14 protein-coding genes and 3 pseudogenes are annotated in these 14,752 nt (G+C 69.4%); 10 read left to right on the top strand and 7 right to left on the bottom strand.

Going from position 1 to position 14,752, the window contains the following annotated elements; translation table 11 throughout:
• Window positions 1-52: 52 nt before the first annotated feature.
• The 4 genes and pseudogenes from F7R91_RS07850 (at window position 53) to F7R91_RS07830 (ending at window position 4,168) form a co-directional block, all read left to right on the top strand.
• Window positions 53-580 (top strand): hypothetical protein, encoded by a 528-nt coding sequence (locus F7R91_RS07850; RefSeq protein WP_150945914.1) that lies wholly within the window; start codon window positions 53-55, stop codon window positions 578-580.
• Between the two features lie 303 nt (window positions 581-883).
• Window positions 884-1,210: a plasmid stabilization protein gene (locus F7R91_RS07840; protein ID WP_150945912.1), complete on the top strand. Its 327-nt coding sequence runs from the start codon at window positions 884-886 to the stop codon at window positions 1,208-1,210.
• An 11-nt stretch (window positions 1,211-1,221) separates the two neighbouring features.
• Window positions 1,222-3,680, top strand: a pseudogene (locus F7R91_RS07835) (molybdopterin oxidoreductase family protein).
• Complete coding sequence (locus tag F7R91_RS07830) at window positions 3,677-4,168, top strand: hypothetical protein (RefSeq protein ID WP_150945910.1); 492 nt, start codon at window positions 3,677-3,679, stop codon at window positions 4,166-4,168. Before F7R91_RS07835 ends, F7R91_RS07830 begins: the two are co-directional and overlap by 4 nt.
• Window positions 4,169-4,187: 19 nt before the next feature.
• Here the strand turns inward: F7R91_RS07830 and F7R91_RS07825 are convergent.
• Window positions 4,188-4,514: pseudogene (locus tag F7R91_RS07825) on the bottom strand (Orn/Lys/Arg family decarboxylase); the annotation flags it as partial.
• A gap of 165 nt (window positions 4,515-4,679) precedes the next feature.
• Between F7R91_RS07825 and F7R91_RS07820 the strand changes: the two are divergent.
• The 3 genes from F7R91_RS07820 (at window position 4,680) to F7R91_RS07815 (ending at window position 6,823) form a co-directional block, all read left to right on the top strand.
• The gene (locus tag F7R91_RS07820) at window positions 4,680-4,919 is read left to right on the top strand and encodes a DUF6766 family protein (protein ID WP_150945908.1); all 240 of its coding nucleotides are present in this window, start codon (window positions 4,680-4,682) and stop codon (window positions 4,917-4,919) included.
• An 86-nt stretch (window positions 4,920-5,005) separates the two neighbouring features.
• Window positions 5,006-5,179 (top strand): hypothetical protein, encoded by a 174-nt coding sequence (locus F7R91_RS41900; RefSeq protein WP_191971395.1) that lies wholly within the window; start codon window positions 5,006-5,008, stop codon window positions 5,177-5,179.
• Window positions 5,180-5,479: 300 nt separating this feature from the next.
• The gene (locus F7R91_RS07815) at window positions 5,480-6,823 is read left to right on the top strand and encodes a hypothetical protein (protein WP_225320564.1); all 1,344 of its coding nucleotides are present in this window, start codon (window positions 5,480-5,482) and stop codon (window positions 6,821-6,823) included.
• Window positions 6,824-7,177: 354 nt separating this feature from the next.
• Here the strand turns inward: F7R91_RS07815 and F7R91_RS42545 are convergent, their stop codons facing one another.
• Both F7R91_RS42545 and F7R91_RS07805 read right to left on the bottom strand, forming a co-directional pair.
• Window positions 7,178-7,888, bottom strand: coding sequence for a transposase (locus F7R91_RS42545; protein WP_225320563.1), 711 nt, complete (start codon window positions 7,886-7,888; stop codon window positions 7,178-7,180).
• A 732-nt stretch (window positions 7,889-8,620) separates the two neighbouring features.
• Complete coding sequence (locus F7R91_RS07805; protein ID WP_150945906.1) at window positions 8,621-9,028, bottom strand: SseB family protein; 408 nt, start codon at window positions 9,026-9,028, stop codon at window positions 8,621-8,623.
• 211 nt (window positions 9,029-9,239) lie between these two features.
• Here F7R91_RS07805 and F7R91_RS07800 point away from each other — a divergent pair, with 211 nt between their 5' ends.
• Complete coding sequence (locus tag F7R91_RS07800) at window positions 9,240-10,067, top strand: hypothetical protein (RefSeq protein ID WP_150945904.1); 828 nt, start codon at window positions 9,240-9,242, stop codon at window positions 10,065-10,067.
• Between the two features lie 292 nt (window positions 10,068-10,359).
• Here the strand turns inward: F7R91_RS07800 and F7R91_RS07790 are convergent, their stop codons facing one another.
• From F7R91_RS07790 to F7R91_RS07775, 4 genes are all read right to left on the bottom strand, one after another.
• Entirely contained in the window at window positions 10,360-10,743 is a 384-nt protein-coding gene (locus tag F7R91_RS07790) for a phosphatase PAP2 family protein (RefSeq protein ID WP_225320562.1), read from the bottom strand.
• A gap of 399 nt (window positions 10,744-11,142) precedes the next feature.
• Complete coding sequence (locus tag F7R91_RS07785; RefSeq protein WP_150945900.1) at window positions 11,143-11,472, bottom strand: ANTAR domain-containing protein; 330 nt, start codon at window positions 11,470-11,472, stop codon at window positions 11,143-11,145.
• Window positions 11,473-11,912: 440 nt separating this feature from the next.
• Complete coding sequence (locus F7R91_RS07780; protein ID WP_150946239.1) at window positions 11,913-12,485, bottom strand: cysteine hydrolase family protein; 573 nt, start codon at window positions 12,483-12,485, stop codon at window positions 11,913-11,915.
• Window positions 12,486-12,506: 21 nt separating this feature from the next.
• Window positions 12,507-13,463 (bottom strand): LLM class F420-dependent oxidoreductase, encoded by a 957-nt coding sequence (locus F7R91_RS07775; RefSeq protein ID WP_150945898.1) that lies wholly within the window; start codon window positions 13,461-13,463, stop codon window positions 12,507-12,509.
• A 151-nt stretch (window positions 13,464-13,614) separates the two neighbouring features.
• Between F7R91_RS07775 and F7R91_RS07770 the strand changes: the two genes are divergently transcribed.
• Window positions 13,615-14,253, top strand: a complete 639-nt coding sequence (locus F7R91_RS07770; protein ID WP_150945897.1) for a diguanylate cyclase — start codon at window positions 13,615-13,617, stop codon at window positions 14,251-14,253.
• Window positions 14,254-14,426: 173 nt separating this feature from the next.
• Window positions 14,427-14,676: pseudogene (locus F7R91_RS42540) on the top strand (cytochrome ubiquinol oxidase subunit I); the annotation flags it as partial.
• Between the last annotated feature and the right edge of the window lie 76 nt (window positions 14,677-14,752).

The following is a 14,752-nucleotide window of genomic DNA, read 5'->3' as shown; positions in this document are numbered from 1 at the left end:
GTACTCGTGCAACGTCGCCGCACACGGGCAGAGGGAAGCGAGGGCACAAGCCATGACGACACCGATGCCGGGCACCCGCCCACAGACCCGCCAGGTCCGCACGGACCTGCTCGGGATCTACCTCAACGACCATCTGGCAGGTTCCACGGTCGGAGCCGGACGTTCCCTGTTCATGGCCCGGTCGCATCGCGACCCGCCGTTCGCGGAGCCGCTGCGGCAGCTCGCGGGCGAGATCGCCGAGGACCGCGCGAGCCTGCTGCGTATCATGCGGAGCCTGGGGGTGCCGAAGCGCCGCTACAAGATCGCAGCTTCCGGGGCGGTCGAGCGGCTGGGGCGCCTCAAGAGCAATGGGCGCCTCTACAGGCGTTCACCTCTGACGCTGGTGGTCGAACTTGAGTTCCTTCGGCTGGGAGTGAAGGGCAAGGAACTCGGCTGGCGCACGCTGCGCGCTCTGGCCGAGGCGGACGGTCGCTTCGACGAGCAGGAGCTCGACGGACTGATCGCGCGGGCCGAGCGGCAGATGAACACGCTGGAGGAGCTGCGCGTCAGAGCTGTCCAGGACGTGTTGCTCTCCGGCTGACACGGAGTGGGAAGACCGACGAGTCGGACGACGGCTTCGGGGAACTCGGGGCGTCGACCCCGCGTGTCCAACCGTCAGCAGCCCGAACAGTACGCAGCCACAACGGCGGTGCCACACCGCAGCACAGCGGTCAGGTCAAGACGCGGCAGACCGACGGCCAGGGCGGCGGGCACGCTCATGGCACAGACAAGGGCAGGGGAGAAGGCAACGCAGCGCCTCCGAACCAGCGGCCCGATCACCCCTGAGTCACCGAGGGCGTGCAGAGTCGTGGGGCCCCAGGGGAAGACGGCGAGGAGGAACAGTATGCCTGCCGGATCGAGTTCCAAGCGGGAACGGCAGTACGAGCACATCAGGAAGGGCGCCCAGGACCGGGGCGAGTCCGCTGGGCGGGCCAAGGAGATCGCCGCGCGGACGGTCAACAAGGAGCGGGCGAGGTCGGGCGAGTCGAAGACCGCGAGCAAGTCCTCGACCGGCGACCGCAAGTCCGCATCCCAGCGCGGTGGGCAGCGCTCGCACAGCGGCGCGCGGGGACCGACGAAGGACCAGCTGTACGAGGAGGCCAGGAAGCGCAACATCGACGGCCGCTCCTCGATGACCAAGCAGCAGCTGCAGAACGCCCTCGGTCGTTGAGGGGGAAGCCGATGCAGCCCGAGGTGGACCGGATCGCGCAGCCGTGGGGGGAGCGCACCCCCTACGGCCGCGGTGGTGTCTGGCCGGTGCGGATCGACTCGTATCTCGAACACGACGTCACGGCCGACTCGGTGCGGCGATGGGTTCCCACCGCTTCGCTGCTGCACTCCACGGGGACGCGATGGACGTCGCAGTCGCCAACGGGCGGATCGTCGGGGTTCGCGGCCGGCCCGGTGACCGGGTCAACCGCGGACGGCTCGGCCCGAAGGACCTCTTCGGCTGGCAGGCCAACCACGCAAAGGACCGGCTGGCCACCCCGCTGGTCCGGGACGGCGGGCGTCTCGTGCCCTGCGGCTGGGACACCGCCATGGACCGGATCGCCGACCGGACCCGGGAGCTGCTGGACGAGAGCGGCCCCGGCTCCATCGGCTTCTACACCAGCGGCCAGCTGTTCCTGGAGGACTACTACACGCTGACCGTGATCGCCCGCGCCGGCATCGGCACCAACCACCTCGACGGCAACACCCGCCTGTGCACCGCCACGGCCGCCGAGTCATTGAAGGAGACCTTCGGCTGCGACGGCCAGCCCGCTTCGTACACGGACATCGACCACGCTGATGTCATCGCCCTGTTCGGTCACAACATGGCCGAGACCCAGCCCGTGCTGTGGATGCGGATCCTGGACCGCCTGGAGGGCTCCAATCCGCCCCGTCTCGTGTGCGTCGACCCGCGCCCCACCCCGGTCGCCCGCCGCGCGGCCGTCCACCTCGCACCCCGTGCGGGCACCAACGTGGCCCTGCTCCACGCCCTGCTGCACGAGATCATCCGCACCGGCCGGATCGACCGCGGCTTCATCGAGGCGCACACGGTGGGCATCGATGAACTCACCGAGCGCGTGTCCGAGTGCACACCCGCCTGGGCCGCCGGCATCTGCGACGTACCGGCCGGGAAGATCACCGAGGCCGCGGAGATCCTCGGTGGTGCCGAGCGGCTGCTGTCCACCGTCCTCCAGGGCGTCTACCAGTCCCACCAGGCCACCGCCGCGGCCTGCCAGGTCAACAACCTCCAGCTGATCCGCGGCATGCTCGGCCGGCCGGGCTGCGGCGTCCTGCAGATGAACGGCCAGCCCAGCGCCGAGAACACCAGGGAGTGCGGCGCCGACGGCGATCTGCCGGGCTTCCGCAACTGGGAGAACGACGCCCACGTCGAGGACCTTGCGAGCATCTGGAACGTCGATCCCTCCCGTATCCCGCACTACGCCCCGCCCACCCCGGCGATGCAGATCTTCCGCTACGCCGAGCAGGGCTCGATCCGGATGCTGTGGATCTCCGGCACCAACCCGCTGGTCTCCCTCCCCGAGCTCCACCGGATCCGGGACATCCTCGGTCAGGAACGGCTCTTCACCGTCGTACAGGATCTGTACCTCACCGAGACCGCCCAGCTCGCGGACGTGGTCCTGCCCGCGGCGACCTGGGCGGAGAAGACCGGCACGCTCACCAACGCCGACCGCACCGTCCACCTCTGCGAGCAGGCCGTCGACCCACCGGGCGATGCCCGACCGGACCTGGACATCCTCCTCGACTACGCCCGGCGGATGGACTTCCGTGACAAGGACGGCCGCCCGCTCGTCGGCTGGCACGACGCCGCGTCGGCGTTCGAGGCGTGGAAGGAGTGCAGCCGCGGCCGGCCCTGCGACTACACCGGCATGACGTACGAGCGGTTGCGCAGCGCCGGCGGCATTCAGTGGCCCTGCACCGAGGAGACCCCGGAGGGCACCGAGCGGCTTTACACCGACGGTATCCGGTGGGCCGCGCCCGACGACTGCGAGACCTACGGCAGGGACCTGGTGACCGGCGCGTCCGTCTCGGAGACCGAGTACCGGGCCCTCAACCCCGACGGCAAGGCGGTGCTGAAGGCCGCCGAGTACGTTCCGCCCCACGAGACGACGGACGAGGCCTTTCCCCTCCAGCTGATCACCGGCCGGACCCTGTACCACTTTCACACCCGCACCAAGACCGGCCGGACACCCCAGTTGAACGCTGCCGCTCCGGAGGTGTGGGTGGAGATCTCCGCCGCCGAGGCGCTGCGGCAGGGCGTTGCCGAGGGGGACCTGGTCGAGGTCACCAGCCCGCGCGGCTCGGTGCGCGGCCGGCTGCGGGTCACCGGCATCCGCGACGGACTGGTGTTCCTGCCCTTCCACTACGGCTACTGGGACACTCCCGAAGGCCACCGTCCCGGCGCGTACGGCGGCCGGGCCGCGAACGAGACCACGGTCACCGACTGGGACCCCGTCTCCAAGCAGCCGTTGTTCAAGACCGCCGCCGCTCGCCTGACCCTGGTCGAGCGGGGCGACGGAACCGGTAGCGGGGCCCCGACCACCACCGCATCGGCCCCGGTGGACCCACACCATGTCCCGCCGACAGCGGGCGGACCCGCAGCCATGGCCGGCCAGAACGGAGGTGAACGGTGAACGGCGTCCCGATCGTCCTGCGTGCTCTGTACGACGGCGAACGCGAACTGGAGCGGCAGTTCCTCGCGGCCGCCGACCGCCACTGCGGCGAGCACGAGTTCCACCACGTCGCCAAGGACATGGCCCGCTGGTCCCACGAACACTCCGAACGCATCGCCCACGCCGCCGCACCCCACGACCTGCACCTGCCAGGCCCCATGGACCGTCCGGAGCCCGGCCCACCGGCGATCCTGCGCGAGACCCCCGGCCGGTCCGTCGGCCGACAGCCCCCACCCGGCCTGCACCTGCTACGCGATCTGCGCGACCTCCACCTCGCCGCCACCGAGAACTCCCTGAACTGGGAGATGCTCGCCGAAGTCGCACAGGCCGCCGGGGACACCGGCCTCCTCGACCTCGCCGCCGACTGCCATCCCCAGACCCTTCGCCAGCTGCGCTGGACCAACACCATGATCAAGACCCTGTCGCCCCAGCTGCTCACCAGCCTGTGAGGCGGAGCGGCGCAGCGGGTCACTCCTGCGCGACCACCCGGATGGTGTTCAGCTGGGTGTCGGCCGCGTCGGGCAGGTTCAACCCCGCCGCGACACCGCTGCTCAGGTAGCGCAGGACCGGCTCGGTGAGGCGTTCGCCGGGCAGTACGGCGGGTATGCCGGGCGGATACGGCGTGATCATCTCGCCGGCCGGCCGCCCTGCAGCGCGGTGTACGGGCACGTCCTCGTGGGGCTCGAAGTAGGCATCGCGGGGCAGCCGGGCCTGCTCCATCCGCAGCTCGGCCGGGGAGGGCACGTCCACGCCCGGCGCGTTTCTCAACTCGTCTGTGTGGTCGGCTAGATCGCGCCGGTTGGAGGATCACGGCGGCGGGCTGTGTGCCGCGCCCCCACCAGCCGTACCAGTGCCAGGTCAAGGGCGGGTGACCGGAGGGTGCGCACCCTGTTCACTCTGCTCCTGCTGACGGTCGGTTGTCGGCCTGGCGTATTTCACCGCCGTGGGACTGATGCAGCGATGACCCCCCTGACACGGTTCGTGAAGCACAACAGCCTCACCCTGGCTTTCGGTACCGGGTTCCTGCTCACCCTGGCCGGTCAGGCCGTCTCCGGCCATGCCGACTTCAACAACCAGCTCGTAGCCGAGGGACTGCACCCGCTCAGCTTCTGGCAGTACCTCGCGACCTCCGACTTCGCCGTTGAGGGGGTCGATGACGGCGGTGGCGTAGGCGTGGGTCGTGCCGTAGCCGTCGGGTGAGGCAGGCGCGATGGGATACCGCCTGCTGAGGGTTTTGCCCATGCCTCCAGGGCACTCGGTGGGTGGGAATGCGCGGAGGTAATGAGATGAGTGCCGGAGAGAAAGTCAAGGCGAAGGCCGAACAGGTTGTCGGAAAGACCGTGCGCAAGGCCGCCCATGCGGTGCATAAGGAGACCCTTGCAGCAAAGGGCGCCGCCCTTGAAACACGGGGCAGGATGCGCGGCGAGAAAGAGAGGACCAAGGACTCCGTCATGCGCTGACAATGTCGCGAGTTGGAGTGGGTCGCGGTCCGCTGAATCCGGTCGGTTTCGCGTGCAAGTCAGCTTCGGATCCAGGGTTGCTGCACGCTCTTCGCTGTCCGACCAGCGCGATCGCGTCACTGAGCGAGGGCGGACGACCCACATGTTCGCCCCGTCAGCCTCGAATGCCTGGGCAAGCTGCGTGCCGGTTGGCGATGAACGACGATGGAGAGACCGACTGGGGCCGGCCGGTTGTGCATTCTGGCCCCTGGGCGCAGACAGCCGCAGCGCGCCTAGGGCCGCGGCGGAGGGAGGTGCGCCGTGGACCCACCCGCCGCCTCCGGCCCGGAGGAGAATGGCCGACGTGAGCAGAACGCCCCGTTGGACAATGCCGAACGAACGGAGTACAAGCGACTCCGGCACATTCTCGGCACGCGACACCGGCGCCTGCGACTCTGTGGAGCTTCCCTGCTTCTCACGCTGGCCGTTCTGCTCGCACCCGTCACCGTCGTCGCCACATGGGTGAATTCCGAGGTCACCGATGTTGATCGGTATGTGCAGACCGTGTCACCGCTTGCCAGGGATCCCACCGTACAAAATCTGGTGATTGATCGTGTCACTGACGGGCTGGTCGAGAACATTGACGCTCGCAAGATCAGCGACGCGATCGCCGACACTCTGGCCGACCGTGATGCGCCCCGCTTCCTCGTCGACGCGGCCAGGTCGCTGGATGACGAGCTCAAGGGCGGACTGACGACCGGCGTGCGTTTCGCGGTCGAGAAGGTGGTGACGAGCGACGCCTTTGCCAAGGCGTGGGACAGCATCAACCGCGGCGCGCACACCGTCGCGACGAATGTCCTCACGGGGGAGGGAGGCGGAGCGCTCGAGGTCAAGGGCGACTCCATCACACTGAACGTTGGCACTGTGATTGAGGAATTGCAGAAGCAGCTGATCGGCGTGACGCTTGTCGAGGCAGAAGACATTCCGGGGGCCGACGAGTCTATCGTGCTGGTTCGGAACGAAAGTCTCAGTGAGGCCCGGGATGGTGCCCGCTGGCTCGGCGTTGTCGGCCCGTGGCTGCCCCTGGCGGTGGTGGTGCTCGGCGGGCTGGGCATCTGGGCGGCACCTTCACGCCGGGTCGCGCTGATGGTCGGCGGCATCGGCACCGGCATCATGATGTGCGGGCTTCTCGTCGGACTCGCCGTCATGCGCCAGATCTATCTGGATGCGGTGACTCCGGTGACCCAGTCGCAGGATGCCGCAGCAGCCGTCTTCGACACCCTGGTGAGGTTCCTCCGGCAGACCATCCTCACAGTGCTCCTCACGGCCCTGCTCACCGTGATCGCGGGGTATCTGTACGGACCAGGTCGCGGTGCGGCCGCTGTGCGCTCTGTCGCGGCCAGAAGTACCGAAACCGCCGGACAGGCACTCGCCCGGACTGGGTTGACGACGGGGGCCGTCGGACAGTGGCTGCGCACGAACCGCCCCCTCACCACAGGCGCCGTCATCGGCGCCGGGGGCCTGGCCCTGTTCTTGTGGAACTACCCCACGCCCGCCTCCGTGGCCCTGCTGCTCCTGCTCGTCGTGGTGGTCCTGGTGATCCTGGGCGTCCTTGCGGCTGCGGACGAACCGGCAACGTCTGAGGATGCCACGCTGCTGCGATAGCAGGGGGCGGCCCTGCGACCACTCCGGAAAGGGACGGCTTTGTGGAAGAGGGCGTGGCGGCGCTTCCTCGAGCTGCCCCAGCGGTGCAGGCGCCGGAGAGATCGGGGAGCGGCGGGACGACGGCGCTCTGACGTCATGTGGACCACGTGGACGGGAATCGAGGGTCGGGGAAGTAGGCGCAGAAGGTCCCCGTGCGGATGGTGCGGTCGAGATGGTCGCCCAGCGGTGGGCAGGCGTCGCGGAGGCGGCCGATGGCCTTGCGCAGGGCGGGTGACCGCGGCCCGGGCCCGCTCGGACGTCGCGCCGCGCGGCGATCGCGGCCGCCGAGTCCGACCGCTCGGGTGAGTTCATTGATCAGGAAGTCGCGTTCGAGTTCGGCCTGCGACTGTCTCGCGATGTCGTTGTTGGTCCGGGCTTCCTCGATGTCGTCGTCGATCTCGGCGAGCCGCCGACGGTATATCTGCTTGGCGCGGTCGTCCAGGAGGGGACCGGCGTGCCGACGCGGAGAAGACGCCCCGTGGCCTTGGGGGCGTCGCTGTCGGCGGCGACGAGGTCGAGGACGTGGAACTCTCGGTCCGGTGCGGTGAGCAGCCGGGCCAGATGGTGCATGCCTTTGCTGTCGCGGACGGTGGCATGCCGACCGTCGAAGGCGATCCGCCAGTACTCGGCCTCCCGGACGAACGTGTTCGGCTCGGTCGTGGGCGGCCGTGACTGTACGTCTCCGGGCGCGGCGGCAATCCGTTCGAACTCGGCGCGCGCCGCTTGGGTAAATCCTTTTCCCGGCAGATGCGCCTGCGACAGATAGGCCGCGGCCCGGCGCAGGACCTCGTTCTCCTGCTCCAGCAGCTTGATCCGCCGACGCGCTTCCCGCAGTTCCGCGCTCTCCTGGCTGGCCACCCCGGGCGTGGTGCCGTCATCGATGTCCGCCCGGCGCATCCACTTCCACAACGTCATCGGGTGGACCCCGAAATCGGTGGCCACCTGCTCGACCGTCACACCCGGGCCGCGGTTCCTCGCGACCCGCACGACGTCTTGGCGGAACTCTTCCGGATAGGGCTTGGGCACAGCGACATCCTTCCCACCCGCCCCACAGGGCAAGCCAGTTCAGATGTCACCCGATCGTGCAGCAGACCCATGTTTCCTGCACCAACGGCGGTGGCCAGCAGCCAGGCGGTCAGCAGCCCACCTGCACCGGTGGCGGCCTGACGCAGGACACCGAGAACCAGAACCCCGCAGGCCACGCCCCTGGCGGACACAACTGACACCCGACCCAAACCGGCCTACAAGCAAGTGCCCCCTGCCGCGGAATTCGACGGCAGGGGGCTCACATGCGCCTGGGGCTCCTTCTTGCCCATGTCTGGCGGATTGCTGCAACACTCGGACGGGGGGCCGAGCCACACATCGTCCTGACGAGCTCGGGCGAGCGGACCGGCGCCCGACACTACGGAACAGGCACCGTTCCCTCGCCCGGGAAGGACACCACGGCGGGCGCCTGATCATCGAGGCGCATCGGTCGTGAAAGGTGAATCCGCCGCTCTTGGCCATTGGGGAGGAGAAGTCGCGCCTCCTCACCGTCCTGCACAGAGGCAACCATCTCCTCCGGCACACCGCGGAGAGTGCCGCCCCATTCTTTCCGGGCGGAGGACAACACTCCCAGTACAGCACTGACCACGATCTGCTCCCCGCCCACGATGACCACGACCTGCGCAGGCGAAACCGTCACACATCCAGCTTGCCCCCCGACTCCACCTCCCGCTACTCAGAGTTACCCCATGGAGTAAGGTCCGCCGGGTTCGGTCACACGAGGCAGCGGCCGAGCAGCCACCGCGCGTGGTGTGCGGACAGGGTCAGCTCGTGCTCGTCCCCGGCGTCGATGACCAGCACCACCTCGTGGGTCGGCCAGCGGCTGGCCAGGTCCCGCAGGGTGACAGGCCGGTAGCAGGGCACCTCGGGAAAGGCCCGGAACAGCCGCTCCTCCGAGGTGAAGACCATGACCGCGGGGGCGTCGTAGACGCTTTCGATCACCGGCAGCACAAGCCGCACGAGTTCACTGCGGTTACGTGTGTAACGGATTCCGCCGATCGCAGGAATCAGCACGTCACAGCCGGCCAGCGCCTCCAGCGCCCGTAGGTCCGGTGCGGTGGACAGGTCTTGCAGCGCGTCCCGCGCCACCGATTTGAAGACCTCTGCCGGGATTTCAGTCATAGCGCCGTACCTTCGCTGCACAAAGCCGCCCCCGAGACGACGTACGCGTACCCGCGATCGGCCCGATCATGCCCTGAGCACGGCGCACGGGCGCCTTCCCGGCCCGGTTCCTCCGGGGCGGTGCCGGGAGCTTGCCGACCGGTGGCGGCCTCCCATGGGCGGTGGAAGGATCGGAAAGATCCCTCTACGTACGCGTTCTCAAGGAGCGGCAATGGACGACGAGGGCACCAAGGATGTGACGGAAACCGACGTCGACGACAGCGATGACTACGTCGACGAGGAACCCGTCAGCGCGGAGCTCGAGGAGCCGGACGTTCTCCTCGATGTCCCCCTGCTGAAGGTGGACGAGATCGCCCTGGACGTCGAGGATCTACGGGCGAAGGTGTCGCTCCAGGCGGAGGTGCTCGACCTGCTCCGGCTGAACGTGGGGGCGTACGTGGAGCTGGGCTCCGTCCACCTCGACATCAAGGGTGTGGAGGCGCAGGCGCTGCTGAAGGTGCGTCTGGACAACGTCGTGGAGGTCATTGGGAGGGTTCTGACGACCATCGACCGCAACCCGGACATCCTCAGGGACGTGACCTCGGGCCTTAGGACCGCCGTACGTGAGGTGGGCACTGGGGCGGGCAATACGCTCGACGAGGTCGGGCGTGGTGCCGGGACCGCGGTCGAGGATGTCGGGCGCGGGGCCGGGACCACGGTCGAGCGCCTGGGTGACGACACGGGCAACGCTGTTGCGGGGCTCGCGGAACAGACCGGGGACACGGTGAAGGGAGCCGCCGCGAGGGTCGGTGAGACACTGCCGGACACCGAGAAAGTGTCCGACGTCCCGAAGGCCGCGAGTGGCGGCGCCACGCGCGCCAGGAAGGCCGGGGGAGCGACGGGCCGCGCAGAACGGAAGCTCGCACGCGAAGAACCCGCGCGCAGGCGACGGGCCGCCGAAGGTGGCGAGGAGCGGGCGCGACGGGGCGCCGAAGCGCCTCGTCGCAAGGTGAAGCGTGTGCGGGAGAAGGAGCCGGAGGACGACGGCCGGCCTCCGTGAAGGCCTGAACACCAGCACGCGGACATCGAGTTCACCTCCACCGTGGCAGCCGACCGGCTCCGTTTCCGCGAAGCGCCGCGGGCGGACGTCCGTTTCAGCGGGAGTCCCGGTACCCGTTCGGTCACGGTGAGCACGAGGACGAACCTGACCGACCCGGTCGACGTCGGCGTGGAGCACCGGAACGTGCAGGTCCGGTACGGGCTGTCGAACACACTCAGCACCGAGGGCCGACGGCGCTCTTGAAACCGTGTGCGGGACCTGCGGGGCAACGACGTCGACGGACTCGGCCTCTTCAGGGCCCATGACGCAGGATCAGGCGCGGAGCGCGGCGGGTGAGCCAGGCGCTGGCCAGGCCGATGGCGGCGCCGGCGGCTACGTCACTCGGATAGTGGGCTCCACTTTGCACCCGCTCGAGCGCCACCATGGCGGCCGGTACCGCGCACGATGCGCCAGCGGCCGGCCATGTGGGTGCCACAGTCGCGGTGAAGGCCACCGCGGCGGCAGTGTGGCCGGAGGGGAGGGAGGAGGGTCGGGGCGGTCGTCGACCTCGTCGTGCGGGAACCACTCCTTCGGGGGCCGGGCCCGGTCGGCCAGCTGCTTGCACAGGCCGTTCGAGATGAGCTGGGCGACCACCAGGGCGGCAAGACCGCTGGCCGCCGCCTGACGGCCACGCCATCCGCTCAGCCCCGCCATGGCGACGGCGGCGCTGCACCACAGCTTCGTGCTCTCGGCGCTCTCCTCCACGGCCGAGAGCACCTTGGCGACGCGGGGCGGGATGCCGGAGGCCGTCTGCTGGGCCACCAATCGATCAGCTTCGCGCCAACCCGTCAGCAACCTCATGAACTGCACTTATCCCGAAGTACACCGAGGTAAGCCGCTCACCCCAGAATGAGTTCTCCTGCCCCACGGTGTGATCGTCACGTGTTCGTCCGGCCGCCACGGGGGAGGGGGGCTGTGAGGCGCAGCGGGAGCCGGTCGGAAACGCGTCACGGCCAGTATCCCGTTCCTGGACATCCGGACGACAGTGCGGTCGGCGGTCACGGGGCCGCCCCCGGTTCAGCCTCTCGCGTGCGGGTCACCTCCTGCGGACGAGCGCCGCGTGGAGTTCGGCCAGGATCGTCTCGGGCAGGGCGGCACCCTGCGCGTGCCCGATGATCTGCTCGGCGATCGAGGACAGCCTGGTGTTGGTGTGCTGTGAGACCTCGCGCATCACGGTGAATCCCTCTGGCGGACTGATCCTTGCCATCATCACCAGGGCCCCGATGGCCTGATCGACCACCGCGTGGGAGGCGACCGCTCGCTGCAGCTGCTCATTCTCCGCTCGCAGCTGCTCGACCTCCTGCTTGAGGTCGTCGAAAGGGGGAGGGTCGTTGCGTTCTCGGCGAGGGAGCGCGGGCGACGTCATGCATATCACCGGAGGTGTGAGCGGAGCGGGGACAGATGTTCGCCTGCCCGGCTTCCTCCTCCCGCATCCCCGCACCATGGGAATCGCGCAGCACAATGGCGGGAAAATGATGAGCTCCCCGAGACAGAGCTCGGAGAGCCCGCGAGCTGGTTTCCGAACCCGCATGCTGGCGGGTAGCCCAGTGGTCGGCCGTCATGCCGGCGTGATCGGACTGCATTGAGGTGCCGTACGGGACGGACGTCCGCACCAGTCCGGAGGCCGATCATGGCGCCAAACGCGTCCGTGGTGAAGCCTTCGGTGACCTGGTCACGGCCCTGCGCACCGAGACGGACGTCTGACCGCAGAACGGGCCAACCCCGACCGTGGTTCCGGCCAGGATGCTCCCCAGGTGCCATCGGGTACACCCACCTTTCCCGGTCACTGGCCCGAAGCGGGCGACGCTATTCCGTCCTCGCAGGGGAGAAGCCGATCTCTTTCGCCGTGACGATCCGGGCCCCCATGTTGCGTTCCATCATTTCCAGGGCGGCGGCCTCCAGATGGGGATGGATGCAGGCCACGGCATCCCTCGGCACCGTGACCTCCAGGTGGCGGATGTGCGCGTCCAGGGCGGAGTAGAGGACGCACTGCTCGGTGACCTGACCGCACAGCACCACATGGCCGACGCCGAGTTGCCACAGCAGGTAGGACATGGGCGTCTCGTAGAAGATCGAGTGGCGGGCCTTCACGACGAACAGCGAGTCGTCGTCGGGCCGTATCGGCTCGACCAGTTCCGCGTGCGGCCCGTCCAGCGCCGTATCGACGAGTTCTCCGTGGTGGGAGCGCCACAGCCCGAGGTTGTCGTTGGCGTAGACCACCGGGACGTCCGCGTCGCGGGCCCGGCCGACCAGGTCCGCCACGACGGGCACGATGCGCCCGGCGGAGGGGGCGAGCAGCTCGGCGTCCTCGTGGTCGTATGTGTTGATCATGTCGATCACGATGAGCGCGAGGCCGCCCTGCTCCACGGGCCTGTGCACCACGTCCCTCACCTGGTGTGGTCAGTCGCCCAGCTGGGGCAGGACCTTGCTGCGGTAGAAGTCGAAGAAGCCCTGCTGGTCCTTGCCGATCTGGTTGACGTACACGGTGTCGAATCCGGCGTCGACGAACGCGGTCAGCGCCTCGATGTGCGCGTCCGGATCGTCGCCGCACGGCACGGACGCCGCGACCTGCTCCTCGGTGACCAGCTCCGACGCCTGCTCGAAGTGGCGCGGGGTCGGCAGGATCTGCGCGAGCTCCCCCGGCAGCTGCTCGTTGGCCCACAGACGGTGCGCGGTGCGGACCGCCTCGTGCCGGTCCGAGCCCCAGCACACCTTGAGCCCGCCGTACACCGGCTTGGCGCCGCCGCCACCGCGCCGGAAGCGCTCGACGAAGGCGGCGTCGGGCATCATCGTGATCAGCCCGTCGCCGATGCGGCCCGCGACCTCGGCGGCCTGCGGGCCGAAGGCGGAGACGTCGATGGGGACCGGCTGGTCGGGGAGGGTGTACAGGCGGGCGTTCTCCACGGTGTAGTGCCTGCCGCGATGGCTGGTCTGCTCGCCTGTGAACAGCTTCCGGATGATCTGGAGGGCCTCCTCCAGCATCTCCAGCCGCACCGACGCCTCGGGCCACGCATCGCCCAGGATGTGTTCGTTCAGGGCCTCACCCGTGCCGACGCCCAGTCGGAACCGGCTGCCCAACTGTGCCGCGCTGGTGGCGGCCGCCTGGGCGATCACGGCGGGGTGCGTGCGCACGAGCGGGCAGGTCACGGCCGTTTCCACGGGCAGCGAGACGGCCTGCGACAGGGCGCCGATCACCGTCCACACGAACGGGCTCTCGCCCTGCTGGTCGTTCCACGGGTGGTAGTGGTCCGAGATCCACAGCGCGTCGAAGCCGGCCTGCTCGGCCATCCGCGCCTGGTCGACGAGCTCCGGCGGGCTGTGCTCCTCACTGGACAGGAAGTATCCGAAGTCAGCCATCGTGCCTCCTGGTGGAGCGGGTCTGTGGCGTTGGGGCCCTGCTGCCGAGTACCCGGCGGACACCGGGTCGTGCATGGTGTCGCCGGCATGCGGTGGGGTACCGGGGAGCCGGCACTCGAAGACCAGGACACAGACGTCACGGAGGGTTTCCATGGCACTGCGCGCACTGCCCCGCAAGGCATGGCGGCACTGGCGGCGGGCCGAGGATCTGCGGATCCCGCTGCACTCGACCGACGTGGAGGACGCCAATCGCCGGTTCCTGCTGCTCGGGGTGCTCCCGCTGTGGGTGGTGCCCGGCCTGGCGGACTGGTGGATGCACCGGCGGACGAAGATCGAGCGGACGAGCGGCACCAAGGAGTCCGCGATCCACGCGCTGATGATGACCGAGGCGGGCGTACCGGTGGTCATGGGGCTGCTGGCCCGCGTCAATCCCCTGGTGCTCACCGCGATGGGCGGCGCCGCCGTCGCGCACGGCGCCACGGCCGTGTACGACGTGTGGCTGGCCTCCGGCGAACGCGAGATCCGGCCGGTCGAGCAGCACATCCACAGCTTCCTCGAGGTGCTTCCGCTCAGCGCTCTGGCGTTCACCGCCTGCCTGCACGCCGATCAGGTCCGCTCGGCACTGCGCGGCGGCCCGAACCCCGGGGACTGGCGCCTGCTGCCCAAGGAACGTCCCCTGCCCGCTCCGTACCTGGCGGGGCTCGCCGGGGTGATCGTGGCGGGCGTCGTCGTGCCGTACGCCGAGGAACTGCGGCGGTGCCTGCGGGGCCGAGCCGTCTCCGCTCCTTGAGCTGCAGCGCCAGCCGGGCGGCGGTGGTGACGGTGGAGCCGAATACCCGGCAGGCGACCACCGTGTGGGTGATGCCGGTCGACGCGCGGATCAGGTCGAGCGGCAAGACACGGCCCGACGTGCGCGCAGCCGGGCGCCCCCCAGGCTGGGGTGGCGCCGACGTCCGGAGTCCCGTGCAGCACTGGCTCGGCGAGAAGGGCATGCCCCGCCGGTAGGCCGACTACCTGCCCGCCGACGGTTTCACGCTCCTCAACACCCTGTGTCGCTGGGCGCGTTCCTGCTCGGCGTCTCCACGCTGCGTTGCAGTACGGCGTCTGGCACACGGCGCGCCACGCCAAGCCGGTGGCCGAGGACGATCCTTGGGGGTACGGACGCGGGCTGGAGTGGGCGACGTCTTGTCCGCCGCCCCGCCACGGACTGCTGCGCCGGTACTTTCCCAAGGGCACCGACCCGTCGCGAAGGCAGTCCGATGAGTGAGTGCTGCGTTCGCCGACACCTG

The organism is Streptomyces luteolifulvus (genome assembly GCF_008806595.1).
GTDB classification, from domain to species: Bacteria; Actinomycetota; Actinomycetes; order Streptomycetales; family Streptomycetaceae; genus Streptomyces; species Streptomyces luteolifulvus.
This window is presented reverse-complemented; position numbering and strand designations above follow the sequence as displayed.

What these genes read in the sequence shown, in the direction of transcription:
- F7R91_RS07790 (WP_225320562.1), bottom strand. Translation starts at nt 10,743, where the DNA reads ATGGCGTGGCCGTCAGGCGGCGGCCAGCGGTCTTGCCGCCCTGGTGGT.
- F7R91_RS07820 (WP_150945908.1), top strand. Translation starts at nt 4,680, where the DNA reads ATGACCCCCCTGACACGGTTCGTGAAGCACAACAGCCTCACCCTGGCT.
- F7R91_RS07770 (WP_150945897.1), top strand. Translation starts at nt 13,615, where the DNA reads ATGGCACTGCGCGCACTGCCCCGCAAGGCATGGCGGCACTGGCGGCGG.
- F7R91_RS07850 (WP_150945914.1), top strand. Translation starts at nt 53, where the DNA reads ATGACGACACCGATGCCGGGCACCCGCCCACAGACCCGCCAGGTCCGC.
- F7R91_RS07800 (WP_150945904.1), top strand. Translation starts at nt 9,240, where the DNA reads ATGGACGACGAGGGCACCAAGGATGTGACGGAAACCGACGTCGACGAC.
- F7R91_RS07840 (WP_150945912.1), top strand. Translation starts at nt 884, where the DNA reads ATGCCTGCCGGATCGAGTTCCAAGCGGGAACGGCAGTACGAGCACATC.
- F7R91_RS07785 (WP_150945900.1), bottom strand. Translation starts at nt 11,472, where the DNA reads ATGACGTCGCCCGCGCTCCCTCGCCGAGAACGCAACGACCCTCCCCCT.
- F7R91_RS41900 (WP_191971395.1), top strand. Translation starts at nt 5,006, where the DNA reads ATGAGTGCCGGAGAGAAAGTCAAGGCGAAGGCCGAACAGGTTGTCGGA.
- F7R91_RS07805 (WP_150945906.1), bottom strand. Translation starts at nt 9,028, where the DNA reads ATGACTGAAATCCCGGCAGAGGTCTTCAAATCGGTGGCGCGGGACGCG.
- F7R91_RS07775 (WP_150945898.1), bottom strand. Translation starts at nt 13,463, where the DNA reads ATGGCTGACTTCGGATACTTCCTGTCCAGTGAGGAGCACAGCCCGCCG.